At 44.1% G+C, this 24,423-nt stretch carries 21 protein-coding genes and 1 pseudogene; 3 read left to right on the top strand and 19 right to left on the bottom strand.

Annotated features, from left to right (window positions below; all coding sequences use genetic code 11):
• Positions 1 to 15: 15 nt before the first annotated feature.
• The 6 genes from dnaI to BGM23_RS07395 all read right to left on the bottom strand — a co-directional run bounded on the left by dnaI (position 16) and on the right by BGM23_RS07395 (position 5,471).
• Positions 16 to 951 carry a primosomal protein DnaI gene (gene dnaI / locus BGM23_RS07420; RefSeq protein WP_003229466.1) on the bottom strand — a complete coding sequence of 312 codons (936 nt, stop codon included), beginning with the start codon at positions 949 to 951 and terminating at the stop codon, positions 16 to 18.
• 27 nt (positions 952 to 978) lie between these two features.
• Positions 979 to 2,397 carry a replicative helicase loading/DNA remodeling protein DnaB gene (dnaB, locus tag BGM23_RS07415; RefSeq protein WP_003229464.1) on the bottom strand — a complete coding sequence of 473 codons (1,419 nt, stop codon included), beginning with the start codon at positions 2,395 to 2,397 and terminating at the stop codon, positions 979 to 981.
• A 114-nt stretch (positions 2,398 to 2,511) separates the two neighbouring features.
• The gene (gene nrdR / locus BGM23_RS07410) at positions 2,512 to 2,970 is read right to left on the bottom strand and encodes a transcriptional regulator NrdR (RefSeq protein WP_003223586.1); all 459 of its coding nucleotides are present in this window, start codon (positions 2,968 to 2,970) and stop codon (positions 2,512 to 2,514) included.
• Positions 2,971 to 3,243: 273 nt separating this feature from the next.
• A complete protein-coding gene (gene speD / locus BGM23_RS07405; protein WP_003223584.1) occupies positions 3,244 to 3,624 on the bottom strand; it encodes an adenosylmethionine decarboxylase in 381 nt (126 codons plus the stop codon).
• A 238-nt stretch (positions 3,625 to 3,862) separates the two neighbouring features.
• Positions 3,863 to 4,885 (bottom strand): glyceraldehyde-3-phosphate dehydrogenase, encoded by a 1,023-nt coding sequence (locus BGM23_RS07400; RefSeq protein ID WP_003229459.1) that lies wholly within the window; start codon positions 4,883 to 4,885, stop codon positions 3,863 to 3,865.
• Positions 4,886 to 5,090: 205 nt separating this feature from the next.
• A complete protein-coding gene (locus tag BGM23_RS07395; RefSeq protein ID WP_003229458.1) occupies positions 5,091 to 5,471 on the bottom strand; it encodes a winged helix-turn-helix transcriptional regulator in 381 nt (126 codons plus the stop codon).
• Positions 5,472 to 5,654: 183 nt separating this feature from the next.
• On the opposite strand from BGM23_RS07395, the gene BGM23_RS07390 reads away from it, so the two are divergent.
• Complete coding sequence (locus BGM23_RS07390) at positions 5,655 to 6,842, top strand: MFS transporter (protein WP_015251485.1); 1,188 nt, start codon at positions 5,655 to 5,657, stop codon at positions 6,840 to 6,842.
• A 23-nt stretch (positions 6,843 to 6,865) separates the two neighbouring features.
• Positions 6,866 to 7,708, top strand: coding sequence for an aldo/keto reductase YtbE (ytbE, locus tag BGM23_RS07385; protein WP_003229455.1), 843 nt, complete (start codon positions 6,866 to 6,868; stop codon positions 7,706 to 7,708).
• A 42-nt stretch (positions 7,709 to 7,750) separates the two neighbouring features.
• On the opposite strand, the gene coaE is transcribed toward ytbE, so the two are convergent.
• The 10 genes and pseudogenes from coaE to BGM23_RS07330 all read right to left on the bottom strand — a co-directional run bounded on the left by coaE (position 7,751) and on the right by BGM23_RS07330 (position 19,899).
• Positions 7,751 to 8,344: a dephospho-CoA kinase gene (coaE, locus tag BGM23_RS07380; RefSeq protein WP_004398928.1), complete on the bottom strand. Its 594-nt coding sequence runs from the start codon at positions 8,342 to 8,344 to the stop codon at positions 7,751 to 7,753.
• 15 nt (positions 8,345 to 8,359) lie between these two features.
• A pseudogene (gene ytaF, locus BGM23_RS21295) lies at positions 8,360 to 9,010 on the bottom strand (sporulation membrane protein YtaF); the annotation flags it as partial.
• A 148-nt stretch (positions 9,011 to 9,158) separates the two neighbouring features.
• Positions 9,159 to 9,989: a DNA-formamidopyrimidine glycosylase gene (gene mutM / locus BGM23_RS07365; protein ID WP_019712903.1), complete on the bottom strand. Its 831-nt coding sequence runs from the start codon at positions 9,987 to 9,989 to the stop codon at positions 9,159 to 9,161.
• Between the two features lie 22 nt (positions 9,990 to 10,011).
• Complete coding sequence (gene polA / locus BGM23_RS07360; protein WP_038429446.1) at positions 10,012 to 12,654, bottom strand: DNA polymerase I; 2,643 nt, start codon at positions 12,652 to 12,654, stop codon at positions 10,012 to 10,014.
• 243 nt (positions 12,655 to 12,897) lie between these two features.
• Positions 12,898 to 14,637: a sensory box histidine kinase PhoR gene (phoR, locus tag BGM23_RS07355; protein WP_014480538.1), complete on the bottom strand. Its 1,740-nt coding sequence runs from the start codon at positions 14,635 to 14,637 to the stop codon at positions 12,898 to 12,900.
• Complete coding sequence (phoP, locus tag BGM23_RS07350; protein WP_003229442.1) at positions 14,630 to 15,352, bottom strand: two-component system response regulator PhoP; 723 nt, start codon at positions 15,350 to 15,352, stop codon at positions 14,630 to 14,632. Before phoP ends, phoR begins: the two co-directional genes overlap by 8 nt.
• Before the next feature lie 211 nt (positions 15,353 to 15,563).
• Positions 15,564 to 16,502, bottom strand: a complete 939-nt coding sequence (mdh, locus tag BGM23_RS07345) for a malate dehydrogenase (RefSeq protein ID WP_003237775.1) — start codon at positions 16,500 to 16,502, stop codon at positions 15,564 to 15,566.
• A gap of 43 nt (positions 16,503 to 16,545) precedes the next feature.
• Complete coding sequence (icd, locus tag BGM23_RS07340) at positions 16,546 to 17,817, bottom strand: NADP-dependent isocitrate dehydrogenase (protein WP_003229433.1); 1,272 nt, start codon at positions 17,815 to 17,817, stop codon at positions 16,546 to 16,548.
• Positions 17,818 to 17,981: 164 nt separating this feature from the next.
• Positions 17,982 to 19,100 carry a citrate synthase gene (citZ, locus tag BGM23_RS07335; RefSeq protein WP_004398810.1) on the bottom strand — a complete coding sequence of 373 codons (1,119 nt, stop codon included), beginning with the start codon at positions 19,098 to 19,100 and terminating at the stop codon, positions 17,982 to 17,984.
• 334 nt (positions 19,101 to 19,434) lie between these two features.
• A complete protein-coding gene (locus tag BGM23_RS07330) occupies positions 19,435 to 19,899 on the bottom strand; it encodes a DUF441 domain-containing protein (RefSeq protein WP_014480542.1) in 465 nt (154 codons plus the stop codon).
• 96 nt (positions 19,900 to 19,995) lie between these two features.
• Between BGM23_RS07330 and ytvI the strand changes: the two genes are divergently transcribed.
• Complete coding sequence (gene ytvI / locus BGM23_RS07325; protein WP_004399115.1) at positions 19,996 to 21,111, top strand: sporulation integral membrane protein YtvI; 1,116 nt, start codon at positions 19,996 to 19,998, stop codon at positions 21,109 to 21,111.
• Positions 21,112 to 21,143: 32 nt separating this feature from the next.
• Here ytvI and BGM23_RS07320 read toward each other — a convergent pair whose 3' ends face one another.
• The 3 genes from BGM23_RS07320 to pfkA form a co-directional block, all read right to left on the bottom strand.
• Complete coding sequence (locus BGM23_RS07320) at positions 21,144 to 21,527, bottom strand: FxsA family protein (RefSeq protein ID WP_003246085.1); 384 nt, start codon at positions 21,525 to 21,527, stop codon at positions 21,144 to 21,146.
• A gap of 92 nt (positions 21,528 to 21,619) precedes the next feature.
• Positions 21,620 to 23,377, bottom strand: coding sequence for a pyruvate kinase (gene pyk / locus BGM23_RS07315; RefSeq protein ID WP_004398560.1), 1,758 nt, complete (start codon positions 23,375 to 23,377; stop codon positions 21,620 to 21,622).
• A gap of 42 nt (positions 23,378 to 23,419) precedes the next feature.
• Positions 23,420 to 24,379: a 6-phosphofructokinase gene (pfkA, locus tag BGM23_RS07310; protein WP_003229420.1), complete on the bottom strand. Its 960-nt coding sequence runs from the start codon at positions 24,377 to 24,379 to the stop codon at positions 23,420 to 23,422.
• Positions 24,380 to 24,423: the final 44 nt, after the last annotated feature.

Genomic DNA, 24,423 nt, shown 5'->3' with positions numbered 1-24,423 from the left:
TTTGAACCACAGCAATTATGGATGTCGGCGGTTTTCTCCGTCAAGGCGGATCGGAGCAGCCAAATATAATATCCGCTCCATTAATCTTGCAGCTTTTACTTCTTCTTTTTCTCCCCTCTGCGAATACGTAAAATGATGCTTCAGCTCGTCAGGTGAGAAATTAGAAGAAAAGAACGTTGGCAGCTGCTGGGACATTCTGTGCTGAAGCACCGTTCCGATGACCTCATCCCTTACCCAGCTTGTCATTGATTCTGCTCCGATGTCATCAAGCATTAATACGGGTGTGGTCTTTACCATATTGAGCTTCTCTTCCAATGTCTGGTCTTGCAGCGAATTCTTAAGCTCTCTCACAAATTCAGGCACATAAACAATCATGGAGGAATACTCTTTTTCCGCCAGCTCATTGGCAATTGCAGCGAGCATAAACGTTTTTCCTACCCCAAATTTCCCGTATAAATATAATCCTTTCCCTTTTCCCGTCTCATTATAGCTTTTCAGGAAGTCTGTAACATGCTGAAACATCGCGAGTCTGCTTGGGTCACTGATATCAACTTGCTGGAACGTCGCTCCAAGAAGATCCTGCTGGATATACATGCTTTTCATAAGAGACTGTTGTTTCTTCTGCTGGTCGAGCTTCCGTTTGACTGGACATTCGTAATACTCGATATCAATAGACCTCCCATTGACAACAAGCTTCGGATGGTAGCCCTCCAACAAATTGTTGCAGTTTTCATCTTCCGAACAATAGGAGCAATTCTTGCTTTGTTCGATATATTCATAAAGCTTATTTAAGCTCTTTTCGATCATTTTTTGGTCAATCACTTCTTCGTTTTCCTTCAAAAATGCTTGAACATCTTGATCTTTCATGACTTTTTCCTTCATTTGTTCAAGACGTTTTTGGAAATCCGGCCTGCCGGTTACGCCCTGCAGGGAACGGCCGATTGGTTCCATCTATTCCTTCACCCCGCATCTCTGTCTTTAATAGGCAGAGTATTTTTTCAGTTTTTGCATTTCTTCCATCATCTTTTTCTTCTGTTCTTCCAAATCCTGCGGATGCAGCTTCTGCTGTCCGGATTCTGAATCGGACGCTGTTTCCTTTTCTGTCATCCAATCAGGAAGCTTTTCTTCACGAATCACTTTTTGGTTTCGTTTCGAAGACTTTGTTTTTCCCTCAGCCCATTCAAGATACTGGCGGTTTTCTTCTATTGCGAGCTTCATCGCTTCCCTGACCGTTTTCACCTTTTTGCGTGCCCAATGCGAAGCGATTTTTTGGATATAGTTTTTCGACAGCTTCATGTCGGTTTTCAGCATGACATAATAAATTAACACATTTGTGACGCCTGGCTCGAGCTTCTGTTCGAACATAATTTCTTCTATGATCTTCAGATCAGCTTTTGACGGCTCTGTTCCGTCAGCAATGTCCTGCAGAAGCTTCTTCGGGGAAATCGCCTCCAGCAATGCAATCAGCTTCCCATCCAGAGAATCCTCTTCTGCCGGTTGTTCGCCTTCACGCAGATGCACCGGCTGTGTTTTTTCCACCAAATCGGGCAGCTGTCCGTTTCTTTCAATTTGATACCAGTCGCTCGCCGCTTTTCTTAATGCCTCCGTCGTAATGACGTCACGCTCATCAATTGCGCTCATCACAACATTTTGCATTTGCAAAGGGTCAATTCCGTACAGATAAGAAAGCTTTTTGATTGTGTCCCGCACCTGCTGGGTCATCGCTTTTCTCGGTATCATCGTCTCAGAAAGTCCCGCTAAAAACAAATCAAAATCAAACACATCCTCCGTTATGGTGTAGGACGGAGACTGTCCGACAGAAGTATACTCGGACCCCTCGGCAAGCCTTACCGTTTCCTCCATATCGGATGTGAGCTTCCATTCACTCGGCTGCAGCGATTCAAACGCATGATTAAACGGACGCGTAATGTCCTTCGCATCTTCTGAAATGGCCGGGTGCGTAAAAAATTGTTTTAATTGCTGATATTTCGTTTTTCCGACCCTATTATACAGAAAAACATTCAGCATTCCGTCTTCAAAAAATTCATTTGGTCTGAGCGGCGGAAGGAGTTCATATATAAAGAGGCGCTCCTGCCGCTCGGATTCTTTCATATATACTTTCAGCAATCCGATGCCCTCGAGCTTCCCCTGTTCCTGATGGATCGTTTTTAAGTTGGACTGTGTCATCCCCATCAGCTGTCTATGTGTGGACTCTCCGCCCCACAGACGGTTTTGTTCAAGCTCTCCCCACAATGTCATATAAAGAGAGAATGCAACAGGGCCGATTAAGGGCTGGTACAGTTGTGTAATAATTTGTCTGTCAATATCCTGCAGCATCGATCTGCTTTTAACCACATACGGGTCTACAGGCAGTACATCTTTCCAATAGTCAGCCATACATTCTCAAACCTTCCGAATTTGTTTCTACCTTTCATTTTACACCGTTTCTTATATCTATCAAATGCCAATTTTGCACATGAGAAAAGAGCTAGAAGAATCCTCTTAGCTCTTTTAACGCTCTTTCTTTATTAAGTCTTTTAATTCATCGATAAAGACGTTTATATCTTTAAACTGCCGATAGACGGACGCGAACCGCACATATGCGACTTCGTCAATCTTAGCCAGCCGGTCCATGACCATTTCTCCGACGAGCTCACTCTTCACCTCGGAGCAGCCTTGATTGCGAAGTTCTTTTTCAATATCAAAGCACATGTCTTCAAGCGTTTTGAGTGAAACAGGCCTTTTTTCACATGCTTTTATGAGGCCGCGCAGCATTTTTTCTCTGCTGAATTCCTCACGCACACCTTCTTTTTTCACAACGATGAGCGGGGTTTCCTCCACTTTCTCAAAGGTCGTAAACCGGTAGTGGCAGGATTCGCACTCGCGTCTTCGGCGAATCGACTTTCCGTCATCCACAGGCCGTGAATCAAGGACTCGTGTTCCGTTATGCTGGCATGAAGGACATTTCAATAAAATCAGCTCCCAACTATATCGTTCCCTGCAATGTATTTTCGGCAGCCTCCGCCTTTTAAAAATAGATGTGACAGCATCTGTCGGGAGAGCCGTTGTTAAATTTGTTTCTATAGCATTAGGTGGTTTGTGAAAATCTCCTTCTTATTTTACAAAAAAAATGAAAAAAGAAAAAGCTGACACTCTCGTTTCTTTATAAAAATAAAAGGAGCATAAGCTAAAAAGCGCATAATGGCTTTCTAGCTTCAGCTCCCTTTGTGTTCGCAATTTACTTTATAGTACTTTCGCTTGCGCCTGTTTAATTTGCACAGGCCCCATTCCTCTTGGTATTTCAATGTTTTCTCTTGTATCAGCATGTAATGCCTCTGCAATGTAATCAGCAGCGACATTAGGATCTAAGTCTCCACAAGTATAAACATCAATGCTCGCATATCCGTGCTCAGGAAAACTGTGAATCGTTAAGTGTGATTCAGAAATAATCACAACTCCGCTTACGCCTTGCGGTGCAAATTTGTGAAATGCAACCTCGCGCACCTCAGCACCTGATTTTAGAGCAGCATTTACAAACGTTTTTTCAATAAAATCCATGTCATTCAGCTTATCAAAATCGCATCCCCATAGCTCGGAGATAACGTGACGCCCCATTGTTTCCATAGTCATGGACCCCCCTTAACAAGAATTAAAAAGTGAAATTCCAACAACTGGGTCGGCCATTTACCACGGGGGAAAGTTAGTCCGGAGAGGTCCTAACCCTTTAAGTAATTCCGAAACAGTCTCAAGCAAGAAGTTCACGAAAAATAGTATACTGTGTTTAAGTCTAATTTGCAAGGTGCGTTTTTTCAGAAATATGCTGTTAAGGGTTTTTTCTTTAAAATGTGTCCATGACCTTATTTTATACAGCAGACGGATGTTTCATTCGTGCCGCTACATGGCGGATTAGATCAACAACTCTGCAGGAGTAGCCCCATTCGTTGTCATACCACGCCAGCACCTTTACTTTCCTGTCTTCCATTACCATTGTTGTAAGCCCGTCAATGACCGCTGAATGCGGATTCGTATTATAATCAGTCGAAACGAGCGGTTCATCTGAGTAATCAAGTACACCGTACATCGACGTTTTGGCAGCGCGTTTAAATGCCTCGTTTACTTCTTCAGCCGTAACATCCGTTTTCAGATCAACAACGAGATCAACCAATGAGACGTTCGGAACAGGGACACGCAAGGCGAGGCCGTGAAGTTTTCCTTTCAGATGCGGCAGCACAAGCGAAAGCGCCTTTGCCGCTCCTGTTGTTGTTGGAATGATGGATTCACCGCAAGCCCGCGCCCGGCGCAAATCTTTGTGCGGGTTATCAATATTTTTTTGGTCATTCGTATACGCATGAACTGTAGTCATCAGACCGCTCTCAATGCCAAACTCTTCATCCAGCACTTTTACAACAGGCGCAAGGCAATTTGTCGTGCATGACGCATTTGAAATAATGACATGGCGCTCAGCGTCGAATTGGTCCTCATTTACGCCCATCACAATGGTAACGTCTTCATTTTTTCCCGGAGCGGTCAAAATCACTTTTTTTGCACCTGCTTCTATATGGCCCATCGCTTTATCTTTAGCATTAAACTTCCCTGTTGCTTCGACGACTATGTCAATATCATATTCCCGCCAAGGCAGCTGTTTTGGATCACGGCTGTTTAACAAAAGCACTTTCTTTCCATTTACGATCAGGCTGTCTTCACCAGCCACAACCTCTTTGTCGTATCTGCCGTGAATTGTGTCATACTTTATTAAATGAGCCAGCGTTTCTGCGGAATAGCTGGCGTTAATGGCCACTACTTGAATTTGATCGTCTAACATCGCTTTTCTAAAAACCATTCTTCCGATTCTTCCAAACCCGTTGATCGCTACTTTTACCTTCATGTTGGACACCCCTTATCAATTATGCCATCCTAATTTGTTACTATCTAAAATTAGTATAACACATTAAAACAAATTCGCCAGTACATATTGATAAAAATCAACGATTATAACGCTAATTTATGATGCATCTTATGTTTTCTTGCACAGAATATCAGGCGTAAGAACCAAAAAGCAGCCAGCGCTCCGCACTGACTGCCCTCATGCTTTATGATTCCTGTTTTAACTTATCATTGAGCACACTTTCTTCTAGCACAGAAAATGTATCCCCGTACACTCTGTTAATATGATTCGCTCCCCAAGCACACAGCATATCTAAAATCCCTTCTAAGCTGCGGCCGTATTCGCTGAGCTCATATTCCACTTTGGGAGGAACTTGATTATATACGATTCGGTTAATGACACCGTCCGCTTCCAGCTCGCGCAGCTGCTGAGTCAGCATTTTTTGCGTGATATTGGGCATTAGGCGTTTTAATTCGCTTGTGCGTTTTTTTCCGTGCGTCAAATGGCATAAAATGACGCATTTCCATTTCCCTCCAATCACTTCAAGAGTCGCTTCAACAGAAATGTTATATTTTTTCTTCTCCATACAATCCATTCTCCTCACAGGCACCAAAAAGTGACTATAGCACTTCAAAGTACGTACTTTTATTTCTTAACGATATGTTTCATAATCACATTTGCCGGCTGATTTGAATCTGCTCTTTTTTATTTATATAGCTTACTCGGCAGAATTTCAATCATACAACACATCTTACAAAGGAGGAACATCATGACTTCAGCCAAAAGCAGTATTCCTGCACTACTGGCTTTGGCCGTAAGTGCATTCGCAATAGGGACAACTGAATTTATCAGTGTCGGCCTTTTGCCGCTCATTGCTGATGACCTGCATATTCCAGTCACGACAGCAGGATTAACCGTTTCCCTTTATGCGCTCGGCGTTACATTTGGGGCACCTATATTAACTTCATTGACCTCAAGCATGTCGCGTAAGACACTATTGCTTTGGATCATGTTTATTTTTATTGCCGGTAATACGATGGCAGCAACCGCTTCAAGCATCGGGATTTTACTAGCAGCACGTGTGATATCGGCATTTTCGCACGGTGTGTTTATGTCGATCGGTTCGACAATCGCAGCGGATATTGTCCCGGAAGATAAAAGGGCTAGCGCGATTTCAATTATGTTTACCGGCCTCACTGTGGCAACTGTAACCGGAGTTCCTTTTGGGACATTTATCGGCCAGCAGTTCGGCTGGCGTTTCGCCTTTATGGTCATTATCGCCGTCGGAATCATTGCTTTCATTACAAATGGCATTCTTGTACCGTCCAAATTACGAAAAGGGACGAAAACAACGATGCGGGATCAATTGAAGCTTGTGACAAACAGCCGGTTATTGCTTTTATTTGTCATTACAGCGCTTGGATACGGAGGAACATTCGTTGTGTTCACGTATCTGTCTCCCCTGCTTCAGGAAGTAACAGGCTTCAAAGCCGGGACTGTTGCAGTGATTCTGCTCGGATACGGAATAGCTATTGCTATCGGCAATATGATTGGCGGAAAGCTGTCAAACCGAAATCCGATTGCCGCTTTATTCTATATGTTTATCGTACAAGCAATTGTTCTATTCGTACTGACATTTACAGCCCCGTATCAAACAGCAGGGCTCATTACCATTCTCTGTATGGGATTGCTGGCCTTTATGAACGTGCCCGGCCTTCAGGTGTATGTCGTCATGCTGGCTGAGCGTTTTGTCCCGAGTGCAGTTGACGTCGCATCCGCGATGAATATCGCTGCCTTTAATGCAGGAATCGCGCTTGGGTCATACCTTGGCGGTGTGATCACCGATTCAATCGGATTGATTCATACCGCTTGGATAGGCGGATTAATGGTGGTCGGTGCAGTCATTTTAACAGGCTGGAGCCGCTTAATGGAAAAACGAGATCGGCAGGAAGCCTGACAATTTTAAAGGAGGAAATGAACATGACAACACATTTACAAGCAAAAGCAACACTTCATAATGGGGTGGAAATGCCTTGGTTCGGCCTCGGCGTGTTCCAAGTGGAAGAAGGATCTGAACTGGTAAACGCAGTTAAAACTGCCATTGTTCACGGGTACCGCAGTATTGATACTGCAGCAATCTATGGAAATGAAGCTGGAGTCGGAGAAGGGATTCGGGAAGGCATTGAAGAAGCAGGCATTTCAAGAGAGGATCTGTTTATCACATCAAAAGTATGGAATGCGGATTTAGGCTACGAAGAAACACTCGCCGCGTTTGAAACAAGTCTGTCCAAACTCGGTCTGGATTATTTGGATCTATACCTCATCCACTGGCCTGTAGAAGGAAAGTATAAAGAAGCTTGGAGAGCGCTTGAAACGCTGTATAAAGAAGGCCGTATCAAAGCGATTGGCGTAAGCAACTTCCAAATTCACCATCTTGAAGATCTGATGACAGCAGCTGAAATTAAGCCTATGATTAACCAAGTGGAATTTCACCCGCGCCTCACACAAAAAGAGTTGATAAGATACTGCCAAAATCAGGGCATCCAGATGGAGGCTTGGTCACCTTTAATGCAGGGGCAGCTGCTGGATCATCCTGTATTGGCTGACATCGCTCAAACATATAACAAATCTGTCGCACAAATTATCTTGCGCTGGGATCTGCAGCATGGCATCATTACGATTCCTAAATCAACGAAGGAACACCGCATTAAAGAAAATGCAAGCGTATTTGACTTTGAATTAACGCAGGATGACATGAACCGAATCGATGCACTGAATGAAAACTTGCGCGTCGGTCCTGATCCGGACAACTTTGATTTTTAATGGCAAAAAAAACACCGTTCAATATGAACGGTGTTTTTTGAATTATGCCCAGCTGTTCATGATTTCATCAAGCTGCCTTTTGGTCTCTTCAAGCGTGCCGCTGTTATCGATGACTTGATCTGCTCTTGCTGTTTTTTCCTCTAAGGGCATTTGAGAGCGGATACGGCTGACTGCTTCTTCTTCCGTCAGCTGATTGCGCTTCATCAGACGTTCCAGTTGAAGCTCTTTTGTCACACTGACCACGATAATTTTATCAACCAATGATTCCAATTTGCTTTCGAACAATAGCGGGATATCCAATACAACAAATGCCTCCCGATTTGCAACGGCTTCATCACGGCGATTGAGCATTTCCTGCCTGACTGCGGGATGAACAATTGCATTTAAAGCGAGACGTTTTTGTTCATTTGTAAATACCAGCGCTCCAAGCTTTTTTCTATCTATATCGCCATTTGAGAGCAGTATGTCTTCACCGAATTCGTCAATGATTTGCCGGTAGGCCGGCATCCCTTTTTCTACCGCTTGTTTTGCAATGATATCTGCATCTATAACTGTTATTCCTTTTTCAATCAGCATATTGGCTACCGTGCTTTTGCCGCTAGCTATTCCTCCCGTTAAACCAATGACTAAGGTCAAGAGATCCACTCCTTTTTACAATTTCCAGAGCCCAATCGTGATTAATAGAAGCCCCGGCAAAAACGCCATTTTATCGATCCATTTCCACTTAGACAGAAAATGGCCGGCATTGATTCCAATTGATACAAACAGCGAGCTCATGATTGCCACGGCGATGCTCATCACAATCGGCGAAAAACCGAGAATGGCTGCGCCTATACCTGCTCCAAAGGCATCAATCGATAAGGCAAATCCCAATAAGACCGCCTCAATTCCATTGATCACACCCGATTTGTCGATATCCGCACTCATGGGTTTTCTCAAAATATGAATCACAATTCCTAATGACCGAACCTCTAAATTAAGCAGTGTTTTTTCATGCAATAGGTATTCTTTATCTTTTGCCGGTTTGAAAAATTGATACAGAACCCACGCACCGATTCCAACCAATATCAAACCGCCAAGCTTCTCCGTCACATATACAGGAAAAAACTTCGTGAGAAAGCTTCCGATCAGCATGGATATAAACATGACAGCACCGGAACAGCAGGCGATAACCAAAATCGCTTTAAACGGTATTTTCATTTTTCTCAATCCGTACGTAAATCCGACTGAAAAACTGTCCAAGCTGACAGCCAACGCCAGCAGCAGTATAGAAACCATTTGCATATCCGTTTCTTCCTTTCTGTTGGTGCTCTTGTATCAGATGTGAAATGCCCGGGATTCATCACAATCATATATATGGGAAAGTGAAAAATCCGTGTTTCGAAAATGGCATCCTCCATTACAGAGTTACTGATATATGCACCGACAGCTTGGACGATGAAGCATTATGCTACTTTTTTTTCTGGCACTTTGCGCAAAAATGCGTGCCTCTTCCTCCAACGACAATTTTCGAAATCATCGTTCCGCAATTTTTGCATGGCTCGTCTTTTTTTCCGTACACAAAATGCTGCAGCTGGAACATTCCGATTTCCCCTTGGGAGTTGATATATGAACGGACTGTGCTTCCGCCCGCATCAATCGCCTCCTGCAGAGTGTTTTTGATTTCAGCGTGAAGGGTTTTGATTGTTTTATCTGATAATTGATTTGCTTTTATCTCGGGATGAACACCCGCTCTGAAAAGAGCCTCATCCACATAAATATTTCCTAGTCCAACTACCGTTTTTTGATCCAGTAGGGCAGTTTTGACAGCGCGGTTTGTTTTCGCAAGCCGTTCTTTTAAATACGCACTCGTAAATTCTTCTGCATCCGGCTCCGGACCTAACTGAGAAAGCGGGAGCTCGCCCGCTTCTTCTCCCGGTTTAAATAAGTGCATGGTTCCAAATTTCCGCACATCCCTGTACCGGAGCTGGGTTCCATCCGTCATCGTGAATATGACATGCACGTGTTTATCGTCAGGCTCCTCGGCTTGATGAAGACCGTATTTTCCTTCCATTCGAAGGTGAGAAACCATAACATAATGATCTAAATGAAACAGTAAAAACTTTCCCCGTCTTCCGATGGACTGTATCGTTTCTCCTGCTAGTTTTCGCGCAAATTCCTCCGGTTCGGCAGGCCGTTTGATGATATTCGGCCATCTGATCTCTACCGATTTGATTGTTTTTCCCTTTACAAGCCCGGTCAGAGTGCGCCGGACCGTCTCAACCTCTGGTAATTCCGGCACATCCATCACTTCCTATCTCTGTTTATTTCGCATCGTACCAAGATGGGCCTGATGCAAAGTCCACCTTTAACGGCACATCTAATGCAAGCGCATGCTCCATCACTTCAGGAACAAGCTTTTCAAGAATTTCAATTTCTTCCTTTGGCGCCTCAAAAATCAATTCATCGTGTACTTGAAGCAGAAGCCTTGCTTTCAACTTTTTTTCTTTCAGCTTGGCAGCCATGTCAATCATGGCTTTTTTGATAATATCAGCGGCGCTTCCTTGAATCGGCGTATTCATGGCCGTCCGCTCTGCAAAACTTCGGATATTAAAGTTCCGGCTCGTCAGCTCAGGGATGTAGCGGCGGCGATGCATAAGCGTTGTTACGTATCCTTTTTGCTTCGCTTCCTGTACTGAATCTTCCATGTACGCTTTTACGCCTTGGAAGCTTTCCAGATAGCGGTCGATAAATGCTCCCGCTTCCTTCCGGGTAATGCCGAGGTTCTGTGACAGACCGTAATCGCTGATCCCGTATACAATGCCAAAGTTGACCGCTTTCGCCTGGCGTCTCATCGCAGATGTCACTTCATCCTTAGCGACATGGAACACATCCATTGCCGTTTTCGTGTGAATATCCATATCATTTGTAAAAGCTTCGATCAGATTTTCATCCTTTGAAATATGGGCAAGCACCCGCAGCTCGATTTGTGAATAATCGGCTGCAAAAATGAGCCAGTCTTTTTCAGACGGCACAAAAGCTTGGCGAATTTTCCGCCCTTCCTCAAGCCTGATCGGAATGTTTTGCAGGTTCGGATCAGTCGAGCTGAGACGGCCAGTTTGCGTTAAGGCCTGGTTAAATCGCGTGTGCACTTTATGCGAATCCGGTCTCGTCACCTTTAAAAGCCCTTCGATATATGTTGATTGAAGCTTGCCAATTTGTCTGTACTGTAAAATATAGTCGACAATATCATGCTTGTCAGCCAGCTTTTCAAGCACATCGGCAGACGTAGAATAGCCTGTTTTCGTTTTCTTTACGACAGGAAGGCCGATCTTTTCAAATAAGATGACACCTAGCTGTTTCGGAGAATTGATGTTAAACGGCTCTCCCGCAATCTCATGGATTTTTTCTTCATATTCCTTCAGCTTCGCACCCAGTTCTTCACCCATCCGTTTTAAACGGTCAACATCGACCTTGACGCCAGTTGATTCCATTTCGCCGAGAATAAGCGCAAGAGGCATTTCCAGCTCTTCAAACAGTTCAAGCTGGTCGTTGTTTTCCAGCTCCCGAACGAGCTTTTCCCGAAGGCTTTGAATCGCTAACGCTTTTCGGCCAAGGTGCTCAGACAGTACGTCTTCTGACGGCACTGCCCGTTTTGCTCCTTTTCCATAAACTGATTCATCACTTGAAACGATATGCAGGCCGTAATCCTTAGCCACACTCGCAACGTCGTCATATGAATTGCCCGGGTTGATGATATAAGCCGCAAGGAGCGTATCAAACTCGGCTCCTTTCAGCTCAATGCCCTGCCAGCGCAAAGCGACAACAGCCCGCTTGCTGTCGAAGACCCATTTCTTCTGCTCGTCATTTTCCACCCATTCTTTAAACACCTCAGACTCAACGGCAATGTCTTTTGGAATGAAATAAGCTCCCGTTTCATTTACGATCGAAAATCCGAGGATCGGCTCTTCATGATAATTATCGCCAATCTGTTCAACGACAAATGCGGATGGAGACACCAATATATCGCTTGTCACGTCTGTTACTGTTTTGACATTAATGTCTTCCAACGATTGATCCTGTTCTGCTTCTGCACTGTCTTCTCCAAGCCGTTCAAGAAGCGTGTTGAAGCCAAGATCTTTAAAGATGGCAATGACCTGTTCACGATTAAAGCCTTGATATTCCAGGCCGGAAACAGATACCTCAATCGGAGCATCCGTCATAATTGTCGCAAGCTCCTTGCTCATCAATGCCTGATCCTTAAACTCCTCAAGCTTTTCCTTCAATTTCTTTCCGCTCACCTCGTCAATGGACTCCAGCAGCTTTTCAACGGAATCAAATTGTTTTAAAAGCTTAATCGCAGTCTTTTCTCCGACGCCGGGCACACCCGGAATATTATCTGAGGAATCGCCCATCAGACCCTTCATGTCAATGATTTGTTCAGGCGTAAGCCCATATTTCTCTTTGACATGCTCCGGTGTGTAAAATTCAACATCGGTAATTCCCTTTCTCGTAATGGCAACTGTCGTTTTGTCCGTTGCCAGCTGGGTTAAATCCTTATCTCCTGAGAAAACCTTAACTTCAAATCCGTCTTTTTCAGCCGATTTGGCCAGTGTGCCGATAATATCATCCGCTTCATATTGTTCCAGTTCATAGCGGCTGATCTGGTAGGCATCCAGCAGCTCGCGGATAAACGGCATTTGTTCGGAAAGCTCAGGCGGGGTTTTCTGTCTGCCGCCTTTATATTCTTTAAATGTGCCGTGACGAAATGTTGTTTTCCCGGCATCAAACGCAACCAGCATGTGCGTCGGTTTTTCATCCTCAAGCATTTTCATCAAAATCATCGCAAAGCCGTATACAGCATTTGTATGAACACCTTTATCATTGCTTAACAGCGGCAATGCAAAAAACGCCCGGTAAGCCAGACTGTTTCCGTCTACAAGCACTAATTTTTTTCGTTCCGTCATTCAATTTCCTCCTAAGAAGCCTCAGGCTTCCATTCATCTCTTACATAGTCATTAGCTCCTCTTATTTTAACAAAGTTCAATTTGAAAGGAAAATACGTGAACTATAAGAGAAGACACAAAAAAGGACGGGAACACAAATAGGTTCCCGCCGTCAAAATTGGCTCCTTGGATGAAGGGGTTCTACTACATCCTACCAGCATAGGTTTAACAGTGCATGAAGATATTGTTAAACCTTTGTAAACATTAGGCGGACTTTTCAGCGGCCCGTTTCAGCGTCACGGTAAAGACAGTTCCCCGTCCAGGCTCGCTTGTGACATCAATTTTCCCTTCATGAGCCTCTATTAAATGCTTGACAATCGCAAGGCCCAGCCCGGTTCCGCCCGAATTCCTGCTTCTGTCTTTATCTACGCGGTAAAAGCGTTCAAAGATGCGCGGAATTTCTTCTTTCTGAATTCCGATTCCAGAATCGGCAACCTCAATCTGAATGTCTTTTTCTCTGGGCTTTACATTGATAGCCACGGAGCCCCCCTCAGGCGTGTAGGTTAACGCATTGTTTACGAGATTAAGAAATACCTGTTTCAGCCTGTACGGGTCACCAGATACATATTGAGGGTCTTTCGGGACATTCAGGTGCAAGGAGATGCCTTTCTCATCCGCCTTATGCTTCAGAAGCGTTTCAATCTCAACAAGCATTTTGGCCGGCTCAAACGTTTCGATACTGAGCGTGAAATTTTGCTGCTCGATTTTTGAGAGATCGAGCAAATCCTGAACCAAAGACTGAAGCCTTTCGCTTTCCTTAAGAATAATAGAGAGAAATTCAGAAAGCGCCTCTTTATCCTCCATCGCCCCGTCCAATAACGTCTCCGTAAACCCTTTTATGGACGTAATCGGTGTTTTCAGCTCATGAGAAACATTGGCCACAAAATCCTTCCTCATCTGCTCTAATTTCTTTGTTTCCGTCATGTCATGGAAAACAAGCACAATTCCTTTCCATTCATCGTCCGGCCCCATAATCGGAACGCCGTCCACTTCAAAATAACGCCGTTCTATTTTGATCGGCAGTCTTAACAGCTTGCATTTCTTTGTCTCCGTCATAAAAATGTCTTCGACAAGCTGGATCACTTCTTCATGTTCAAATGCATCGTGATAAAGACGGCGCAGCATATGATTCGGATTGATATGAAACTGCTTGGCGTAAGACCTGTTTACGAGATTAATAAAGCCTCTTCCGTCGATCATAATCAGCCCGGAGCCAATGTTTTCAATGACTGTCAGCAGCCGATCCCGCTGCATTTCCTGCGTTCGCGTCATTTCCATCAGATCAATGGCAAGGCTGTTCATCGCATGTCCTAGCTTATCAGAACGCCTAATATAGCCGCCGTACGTCCGTGCATCGTAGTTGCCCTTAGAGAGTTCTGTGGCTACATTTGTCGCTGACTCAATTGACCTTTTATAACGTGAGGTCATGCTGGAATAAAAATAAACAATGACGATAAATGCGGTACAAAGACTGGCCGTCAGCATCCCCCACAATTCGCCTTTTAAGCCGTCGCTTTTTTCAGAGGCGGAAAGCAGCACATATCCTGTTTTTTCACCTTCGCTTCTAAGTGAAAGTCCGTAATAAAGCTTGTTATCTGTTGTTGACAGAATACCCTCATGGCCAGAAACAAGCGCCTGCACCTTTTGGGAATCAGCCGATCTACCGTTTGACCCATACAGCACCTTACCGTCTGTATCGATAACGGATGCGCTCACATCAAGCGCGCCGCCTGCATCTTTAATGATTTTCTCATTTGCTTGATTATTCAGATTGCCGGCATCAAGAAGCGAAGCCAAGTATTTTGCTTCTTTTTCAATGTGTTCCTCTGCTTTCCTTTGATCAGATGTTTCAAAAAGCTGCTGTAAAAACAGCCCGAGGACACAAAACACCAGAATCATACAGACAACGAATACAGAAAAAAGGCGCACACGGTATTTATTCATTCATTTTTGGCTCCTCCAGTTTATACCCCAATCCCCTAATCGTTTTAATGTAGATCGGTTTTTTGGTATTGTTTTCAATTTTGTCGCGAAGATGGCTGATGTGCACATCAACAATTCTCGTATCTCCGGCAAAATCATAATTCCAGACTGCGCTCAGCAGCAGGTCTCTTGTCAGAACTCTGCCTTTATGTCTGCCTAAATAGAGCAACAGTTCGAATTCTTTCGGTGTCAGTTCAAGCTGACTTTCTTTAAAGTACGCTTCATAATGATCAGGCAGGATTTTCAGATCGCCGATTACGATCTGGCCTTCCATTTCATCGTTCTTCATCTCACTAGAGGGCGCAGCTATTTCCGAACGCCTTAAAATCGCTTTGACTCTCGCATTTACTTCCCTTGGACTGAACGGCTTGGTCATATAATCATCAGCACCGAGCTCAAGCCCTAATACTTTGTCGAATTCCTCATCCTTCGCTGTCAGCATTAAAATGGGAAACATCAGTTTTTGCTGTCTCAGCTGCTTGCATACTTCGATTCCGTCCAATTTTGGAAGCATCACATCAAGCACAATTAAATCAGGCTTCTCTGTTTCCGCTTTTTTGAGTGCTTCTTCCCCATCCGAGGCGGTAATGACATCATAGCCTGACCGTTCCAAATTGTACTGTAAAAGAGTAACAATAGATTCTTCATCATCCACAACTAAAATTTTCTTGTTCATGCTGTGCCTCCAGTATTATAATTCCCCGACATCCTATTTCTCTATTTTATGTCATCTTAACATGTTTCATGATTTTATTTTAGCGAAAGCAGGACATTCCGACAATTCGCCTTTTACATCATTTTTAAAAGAAATAAAGACGCTTATGATAACGCTTTCATTTATAGTAAAAAGAGAAAGGCTGTATTAAGCAAGCCTTTCTCTCTTTTTATTAGGATAATACTTTCATGACATTTTTGACAGATTCAACTGATTTATTCAGCTGCGCTCTTTCATAGTCTGTCAGTTCAAGTTCAATGATTTGCTCAAGACCGTTGCCGCCTACAATTGTAGGAACACCAAGGTAGATGCCTTCATAGCCGTATTCCCCTTCAAGATAAGCAATTGTAGGAAGGACGCGGCGCTGATCTTTCAAGATCGCTTCGACCATTTCTGTCAGAGAAGCCGCAGGCGCATAATACGCGCTTCCGTTTCCAAGAAGATTCACGATTTCGCCTCCGCCTTTTCTAGTGCGCTCCACAATTGCGTCAATCCGTTCTTTCGGAATAAGAGTTTCAAGCGGGATACCGCCAGCATAAGAATAACGCACAAGCGGAACCATATCGTCACCGTGTCCGCCGAGTACGAAACCAGTCACATCTTTCACTGACAGGTTTAATTCCTCTGCCACAAATGTTCTGAATCTTGCCGTATCAAGCACACCGGACTGGCCGATTACACGCTCTTTAGGGAAGCCTGATTCTTTGTACACCGCGTATGTCATTGCATCAACAGGATTTGTCAGCACCACAATAATAGAGTCAGGAGAATATTTCACGATTTCCCGCGTAACGCTTCTCATAATCTTTTCGTTTGTAGAGACCAGATCATCTCTGCTCATACCAGGTTTTCTTGCGATACCGGCTGTAATGACAACAATGTCAGAGCCAGCTGTATCCTCGTAATTGGATGTTCCCGTAATTTTTGCGTCAAAGCCTTGAACCGGGCTTGCTTCAAGCATATCAAGCGCTTTTCCCTTTGTCGGGTTCTCCAATTGCGGAATGTCAACAAGAACAACGTCTGCCAGCTCTTTTTGAGCGATTAAAAATGCAGTTGTAGCTCCGGTAAAACCTGCTCCGATAACAGAAACTTTTTTACGAGTATTTCCCATGTCTCTCTTCTCCTTTATGGCTAGTTTTAGGCTTTTTCCTTGCTTAGTCCATGTTTTTGATCAGTTCTTCTCCGAACTCTGAACATTTCACTTCAGTCGCCCCGTCCATTAATCTAGCAAAATCGTAAGTTACGACTTTGGAAGCGATTGTTTTTTCCATAGATTTGATAACCAAATCAGCCGCTTCGTTCCATCCTAAATGCTCAAGAAGCAGAACGCCTGAAAGAATAACTGAAGATGGGTTTACTTTATCAAGGCCTGCATATTTAGGAGCCGTTCCGTGCGTCGCCTCGAAAATCGCATGTCCTGTTTCGTAGTTGATGTTCGCTCCAGGAGCAATGCCGATTCCGCCGACTTGCGCAGCAAGAGCATCAGAAATGTAATCTCCGTTCAAGTTCATTGTCGCAACGACATCAAACTCGTTTGGACGCGTTAAGATCTGCTGAAGGAAAATGTCAGCAATGCTGTCTTTGATAATGATTTTTCCTGCTGCTTCCGCTTCGCTTTGCGCTTTGTTGGCAGCATCTTTTCCTTGTTCTTCAGCAATGCGGTCATATTGAGCCCATGTAAAGACTTTATCTCCGTATTCTTTTTCAGCAAGTTCATAGCCCCAATTTTTGAAGGCGCCTTCTGTGAACTTCATGATGTTTCCTTTGTGAACAAGTGTTACAGATTTGCGGCCATGCTCGATCGCATAATCAATGGCAGCTCTGACCAAGCGGCTTGTTCCTTCTTCTGAAACAGGCTTAATGCCGATACCTGATGTCTCAGGGAAACGGATTTTATTGACGTTTAACTCATTTTGAAGGAAGCTGATAAGCTTTTGCACTTCTTCAGAGCCTTTTGCATACTCGATGCCTGCGTAAATATCTTCTGTATTTTCACGGAAGATGACCATATCAGTATCTTCAGGGCGTTTTACCGGTGACGGCACTCCAGTAAAGTATCTTACAGGTCTTAAGCAGACGAATAGGTCAAGCTCTTGTCTGAGCGCTACGTTCAAAGAACGGATACCGCCGCCGACAGGTGTCGTTAACGGGCCTTTAATCGCGATGAAATATTCGCGGATCACATCTAATGTTTCAGCAGGGAGCCACTCACCTGTTTTATTATAAGCCTTTTCTCCGGCGTAAACTTCTTTCCATGTAATTTTCTTTTCGCCTTTGTATGCTTTTTCTACTGCTGCTTCCAAAACCTTCGAAGCCGCGTTCCAAATATCAGGACCGGTTCCGTCTCCTTCGATAAATGGGATAATCGGGTTGTTTGGTACGTTTAATACTCCGTTAGAGACTGTAATTTTTTCACCTTGTGCCACAATAAAAACCTCCCAGTATGTAATTCATATTTAGAAAACATTTTATTTTTCTTATATAGAAAATAAAATGATTTTTCCTAACATTCAATTTAAAGTGTAACCCAATTTTGATGTTCTGAACAAGAGGCTAACCTCATTGACGCAAGCCAGCCTCCAATGGTTCTTTAGGCTCTTTCTTCAATCGGAACGAATTTTTGTTTGTCAGGGCCTGTGTAATCTGCCCGCGGGCGGATCAGACGGTTGTTGTCATACTGCTCAAGAATATGAGCGAGCCAGCCGGACATTCTGCTTACAGCAAAAATCGGTGTAAACAAATCATGGTCAATACCGAGGCTGTGATATACAGAAGCCGAATAGAAATCAACGTTAGGCGGAAGCTTTTTCTCTGATGTGACGATGTCTTCTATACGAATCGACATCTCATACCATTTGCTTTCGCCTGTCAGGTTGGTCAGGCGCTTGCTCATTTCTTTCAGATGCTTCGCGCGCGGATCACCATGCTTATACACACGGTGGCCGAATCCCATGATTTTTTCTTTCTTTTCAAGTTTAGCGCGGATGTACGGCTCAGCGTTTTCCACTTCACCGATTTCTGTCAGCATTTTCATAACGCCTTCATTCGCTCCGCCGTGAAGAGGCCCTTTCAGCGCGCCGATTGCTGCAGTAATGCCTGAATAGATGTCAGAAAGTGTTGCGACGCAGACCCTCGCTGTGAACGTTGACGCGTTCAGCTCATGGTCAGCATGTAAAATCAATGCTTTGTTGAAGGCTTCAACCTCAATTGGTGAAGGCTCTTCACCGTTTAATGTGTAAAGAAAATTCTCCGCAATACCGTAATCTTCTCTCGGTTCAACAGGCTCAAGACCCTTGCGAATTCTGGAAAACGCTGCAACCAGGCCAGGCACCTTTGCCTGAAGGCGGATCGCCTTTCTGTAGTTGGCTTCCGGGTTCATGGTATCAGCCTCGCTGTCTAGCAGGCCTAGTAATGAAATTGCTGTCCGAAGAGCAGCCATGGGATGAACATTTTCGAGGGAATAAGATTTGAAGTGCTCAATAATTTCTTGCGGAACGGCAGCTTCCTTTGCAAGCTGCTGCTTTAACTCTTCAAGCTCTTTTTTGTTTGGCAGCCTTAGATGCCAAAGCAAGTAGATGATTTCTTCAAAACTTGCATTCTCTGTCAAATCATCGATATCATACCCCACATATGTAAGGGTATCATCAATAATAGAACTAACAGATGATGTTGTTGCTACAACCCCTTCAAGACCGCGTGTCGCTGTCATATATAACATCTCCTTTTCAATAAATTTCCCCTTTAAGAGTGTTGTAAAAACATGAGGCTTACTTAAAAAGCACGATGCAAGTATTTCTCTCCCCCAAAAAGAAAATGCTTACATTTTACTGGCTGCTGGAACTAAAACCCTTTGCTTATGAAAGAACATAACAAATTCTTATAAGCTTATTTAAGTTTAAGCCTATTCTCATTATAAACAATAATCAGACATTTGTTAAATGTTTACCTATAATTTTTTTTTTCATTCTGTGATTTCCCCGAAAAAACGCCTTTATTTGCGGGTTTTTGCATACAAAAAAAAGCGGCTTTAAGGCCGCTTTTTGTTATGAAGTGAACAGTTTTACGATCTGCATGGCTAAATAAGCAATCCCCGCTCCGATCAGCGGTCCCACCGCAACTCCTCCAAAAAGCGCGACTGCAAGAATGGTCCCGATCACGAGAGCAGTTGTAATATGTGGATCATTTTCAAGCAGGGCCAGGCCGTTTTTTGCAATCAGCGCCACTGCGATCCCCGCTCCAAGGGCGATCCATGCGTAGGAAGACCGCATTGCTTCTCCAAGCTGCTTAAATCCGATTTCTCCCGTGGCAATCGGGACAAGAACGGCGATGGTAATAATGGTCACACCCCAGTTAATGCCTTTTGACTGGATGGTCGGAAATAATTTCTGATCAAGCCCTAGGATTTTGATGATCAAAAGGACGGATACAGCAAAGAGCAATGATTGGTTTTTTGCGATAAGTGCGATAGCCAAGAGTAAAATTAAAAATAAATTCGCTTGTGTAAACACATGCCATCCCTCCTATAAGATGAATGTATTCATATTCAGCCGCAGCGTGAATACATATAAAAAATAGGACATGCTGACGAGAGGAGGACCGTTTTCGTGAATCAATCTTATATCACTATTTTTTTCAGAACCCTCTTTGTCATATCAATGACCGCAGGGTCGATAGCTGCGGCCTATTATTCGTTTCCGTTAACTTATCCGTTCCTGATCGCCCTTATTCTTTCTTCAGTGATTCATCCTGTTGTCGATTATTTGGACAAAGTGACAGGATTCCCCCGAACGATAAATGTTCTGGGCGTTCTTGCTTTTTTTCTGCTCGCAGCCTTCGGCGTCCTTACCATTCTGGTAGCCGAAATCGTAACGGGAACAGCCTATCTAGCAAAAACGCTGCCTCCGCATATCAGCACGTTTATTTCATATTGCGAAAAATTGTTTACAACTCATATTCAGCCGCTCTATAACGAGTTAACTCTTTTGTTTCAAGAATTGGAAACGAACCAGCAGGCTTCCATCGTCACTCATATCCAGACACTCGGAGATTCTGCCGCTAAAAATGCCGGGCTCCTGCTGTCCCACATTCTAGAGATGATCCCGAGATTTTTCGCTCTTCTTCCCAATACGGCGGCGGTTCTGATTTTTTCTCTTCTGGCAACCTTTTTTATGACAAAGGATTGGCATAAGCTGAAAGCCATGCTTGTTTTAATTCTGCCGGATCGTGTGACAGCTAACAGCAAAGCAATCAGCAGCGAATTAAAAAAAGCAATGACTGGTTTTATCAAAGCACAAGCCGTCCTCGTTTTCATCACGATGGTGATTGTATTTATCGGCCTTTCTCTCTTAAAGGTTGAACACGCCGCAACAATTGCTTTTTTAATCGGGCTTGTAGATCTTCTCCCTTACTTAGGTGCCGGCTCCGTATTTGTACCCTGGATTTTGTATTTATCGATTACGGGCCAGCTGCCCCAAGCGATCGGAATCGGTATCCTGTACCTCGTCGTTCTTATTCAGCGGCAGCTGACAGAGCCCAAGATACTAAGTAAATCTATCGGGATCGATCCGCTGGCAACGCTCATCGCCCTGTTTGCCGGCTTTAAATTATTCGGGTTTTTAGGACTGATTGCGGGACCCGCTGTACTCGTCATCATCCAAGCTTTCATCACAACAGGCGCATTAAAAGAAATATGGTCCTATATCACCGTTCAGCAAAAATAAAACGGCAGCCGTTTTTTCATGGCTGCCGCTTTTTATTTGATGATGATCCGCTTATTCTTCGACATACCTCTCAGCCATTTGAACAGAATCGGCTTACACCAGCCGCGGGTAAACGGGATAAGAAGACAGGCGCCGGCCAAATCTGATAAAAAGCCCGGAAGCATCAGCAATAGACCGCCAATGAAAATGCACAGACCGTCAGCAATCGCTTCTCCCGGCATTTTGCCATATTGAAGATCACGCTGAACCTTATAATACACTTCGGTTCCTTGTTTTTTTGCAGCTGCTGCGCCGATAATGCCAGTCAGAATCATGAATAGAACTGTCGGCAAAATACCAATCAGATTTCCTAAAAATAGGAATATACCGATTTCTATTGCCGGAAACACAATAAAAAGCAAAAACAAAAATCTCATATCCAAGCCCCCCACACGTGTAACACGTTCTGTTCAACAAAAGGCATGATAAAGAGAAAAGGAAGGGATTCCCCTTCCATTTTCACCTGTAATTAAAGAACGCTCGCACGGCCTTGATAGACTGCGCCTCTGGAAGCGTCAACTGTAATATCCTGGCCATCTGTCAAAATAGATGTCGCATTTTCCAGACCCACGATAACCGGGATGCCAAGGCTTAATCCGACTACCGCAGCATGGCTAGTCAAACCGCCTTCTTCTGTAATAAGAGCAGACGCTTTTTCAAGGGATGCAATCATATCACGGTCAGTGCTTTTGGTAACAAGTACCGCACCGTCAGTCATTTTTTGCTCAGCTTCTTTTGCATTTTGTGCAACGACAACCGGACCGTAAGCTGATTTGCGTCCAATGCCTTGGCCTTTAGCGATGATATCGCCGACAGTATGAACCTTCATTAAGTTCGTAGTGCCGGACTCACCGACAGTGCCAGCTGTAATAACGATAAGATCGCCGTGTTTTACAATTCCGCTGTTCAATGATTTTTGGACAGCATCCTCAAGCATCTCATCTGTTGAGCTCGCATTTTGGCCGCTTTCCGCGAATACGCCAGATACGAGGGCAAGCTTTCTGGAAATAGAGTCATTTACAGTAACCGCAACAATCGGAGCCTGCGGACGGTATTTTGCAATCATACGTGCTGTATGGCCGCTTTCTGTCGGCGTTACGATCGCAGCAGCATTCAGGTTAATCGCCGTATGTGCGACAGATTGTCCAATTGCGTCTGTAATTGTCATGCCCACTTGGTCTCTGCGTTTTGAGAGAATTTCTTTATAATTTAATGCTTCTTCAGAACGGGACGCGATGTTATGCATTGTTTGAACTGCTTCAACCGGGTAACTTCCGGCAGCAGTTTCACCAGAAAGCATGATCGCATCTGTTCCGTCGAAGATCGCGTTTGCAACGTCACTTGCTTCCGCACGAGTCGGACGCGGGTTGCGCTGCATGCTGTCAAGCATTTGTGTCGCTGTAATAACAGGTTTGCCCAGCGCGTTGCATTTTTTGATCAGTTCTTTTTGCACAAGCGGCACTTCTTCAGCTGGAATTTCCACACCTAAGTCTCCGCGTGCAACCATTAAGCCGTCAGACACTTCGAGAATCGCATCGATGTTGTCAACGCCCTCTTGGTTTTCGATTTTAGGGATGATTTGAATATCCTGAGCGTTGTGCTCTTCAAGAAGCTCACGGATTTCGAGCACATCCGTAGAACGTCGAATGAAAGATGGTGCGATGAAGTCTACTCCTTGCTCAATACCGAAAACGATGTCTCGCGCATCCTTTTCAGTAATCCCCGGAAGATTGACACTTACGCCCGGTACGTTAACACCTTTTTTATTTTTGAGTGTTCCGTTGTTTAATACTTTTGTTTTGATTTCGCGTTTAGCGGCATCTACATCAAGTACCTCAAGACCGATAAGGCCGTCATCTAACAGAATCGTTGAACCTTGTTCAACGTCATGGACTAAACCTTCATATGTCACTGAAATTTTATCTGTTGTTCCTACAACCTCGTCCATTGAAATAATGAGCTCTTTGCCTGTTTCAAGCTCAATACCGCCGTTTTCCATTGTATGTGTGCGGATTTCAGGACCTTTTGTATCAAGCAGAATTCCAACGTTCTTGCCAAGTTTTTTACTTGCTTCGCGGATATTTTTAATTCTTGCACCGTGCTCCTCAAAATCTCCGTGAGAAAAGTTTAATCGAGCCACGTTCATTCCTGACTCCATTAATTTCGTAAGCATTTCAATACTTTCACTTGCCGGACCGATGGTACAAACAATTTTAGTTTTTCTCATTTGGTTCACTTCCTTCTGAAATCTTCAGCCTTCAGCTGTACATTAGATAGACAGTTCTTTTGAAAGCTGATACATGTTTTGCTCAACTGTGTGTTTTGTCTCAAGTATTTCTATAATATCATGGTCTACAAGCTTATTGTTTTGTATACCTACACAGCGTCCGCCTTTTCCTTCAAGCAGCAGTTCAACTGCATATGCGCCGAGACGGCTTGCCAACACACGGTCAGCAGCACTCGGAGAACCTCCGCGCTGGATATGGCCCAATACAGATACCCTAGTTTCAAGATTTGTTTCTTCTTCAATGCGTTTCCCGAATTCAACACCGCTGCCTACACCTTCGGCAACAATAATAATACTGTGCTTCTTGCCGCGTTCGTGGCCGCGTTTTAAGCGGGCAATGATTTCGTGCATGTCATAGTCTGCCTCAGGGATTAAGATCGATTCTGCGCCCCCTGCAAGACCGGCCCACAATGCGATATCGCCGGCATGACGGCCCATTACTTCGATTACATATGTACGTTCATGAGAAGTCGCTGTATCGCGAATCTTATCAATTGCGTCAATTACTGTATTTAAAGCTGTATCGAAACCGATTGTAAAATCAGTGCCCGGAATGTCATTATCAATTGTACCCGGTACACCTACACATGGAAACCCGTGTTCCGTTAATTTTTTCGCACCCATATAGGAACCGTCTCCGCCGATAACAACAAGGCCTTCAATACCAAGCTTCTTCAAGTTTGCTATCCCTTTTTCACGGCCTTCAACTGTTTTGAATTCAGGACATCTCGCCGTATAAAGCTTAGTCCCTCCACGATGTATAATATCGCCTACTGATCCGAGTTCAAGCTTTTCAATCTTTCCGCTGATCAATCCCGCGTATCCGTTGTAAATACCGTAAACTTCAACGTCATGATAGATCGCTTTTCTGACTACTGCGCGAACTGCTGCGTTCATTCCCGGGGAATCCCCGCCGCTCGTTAATACCCCTATTCGTTTCATTCTCCATTCACCTCAGCAACATATATGATTAAACATAACATGAT

It is taken from the genome of Bacillus sp. FJAT-14266 (assembly GCF_001719225.1).
Classification (GTDB): domain Bacteria; phylum Bacillota; class Bacilli; order Bacillales; family Bacillaceae; genus Bacillus; species Bacillus subtilis.
Note: the sequence above shows the minus strand (reverse complement) of the source record. Positions and strands in the feature narration are given on the sequence as shown.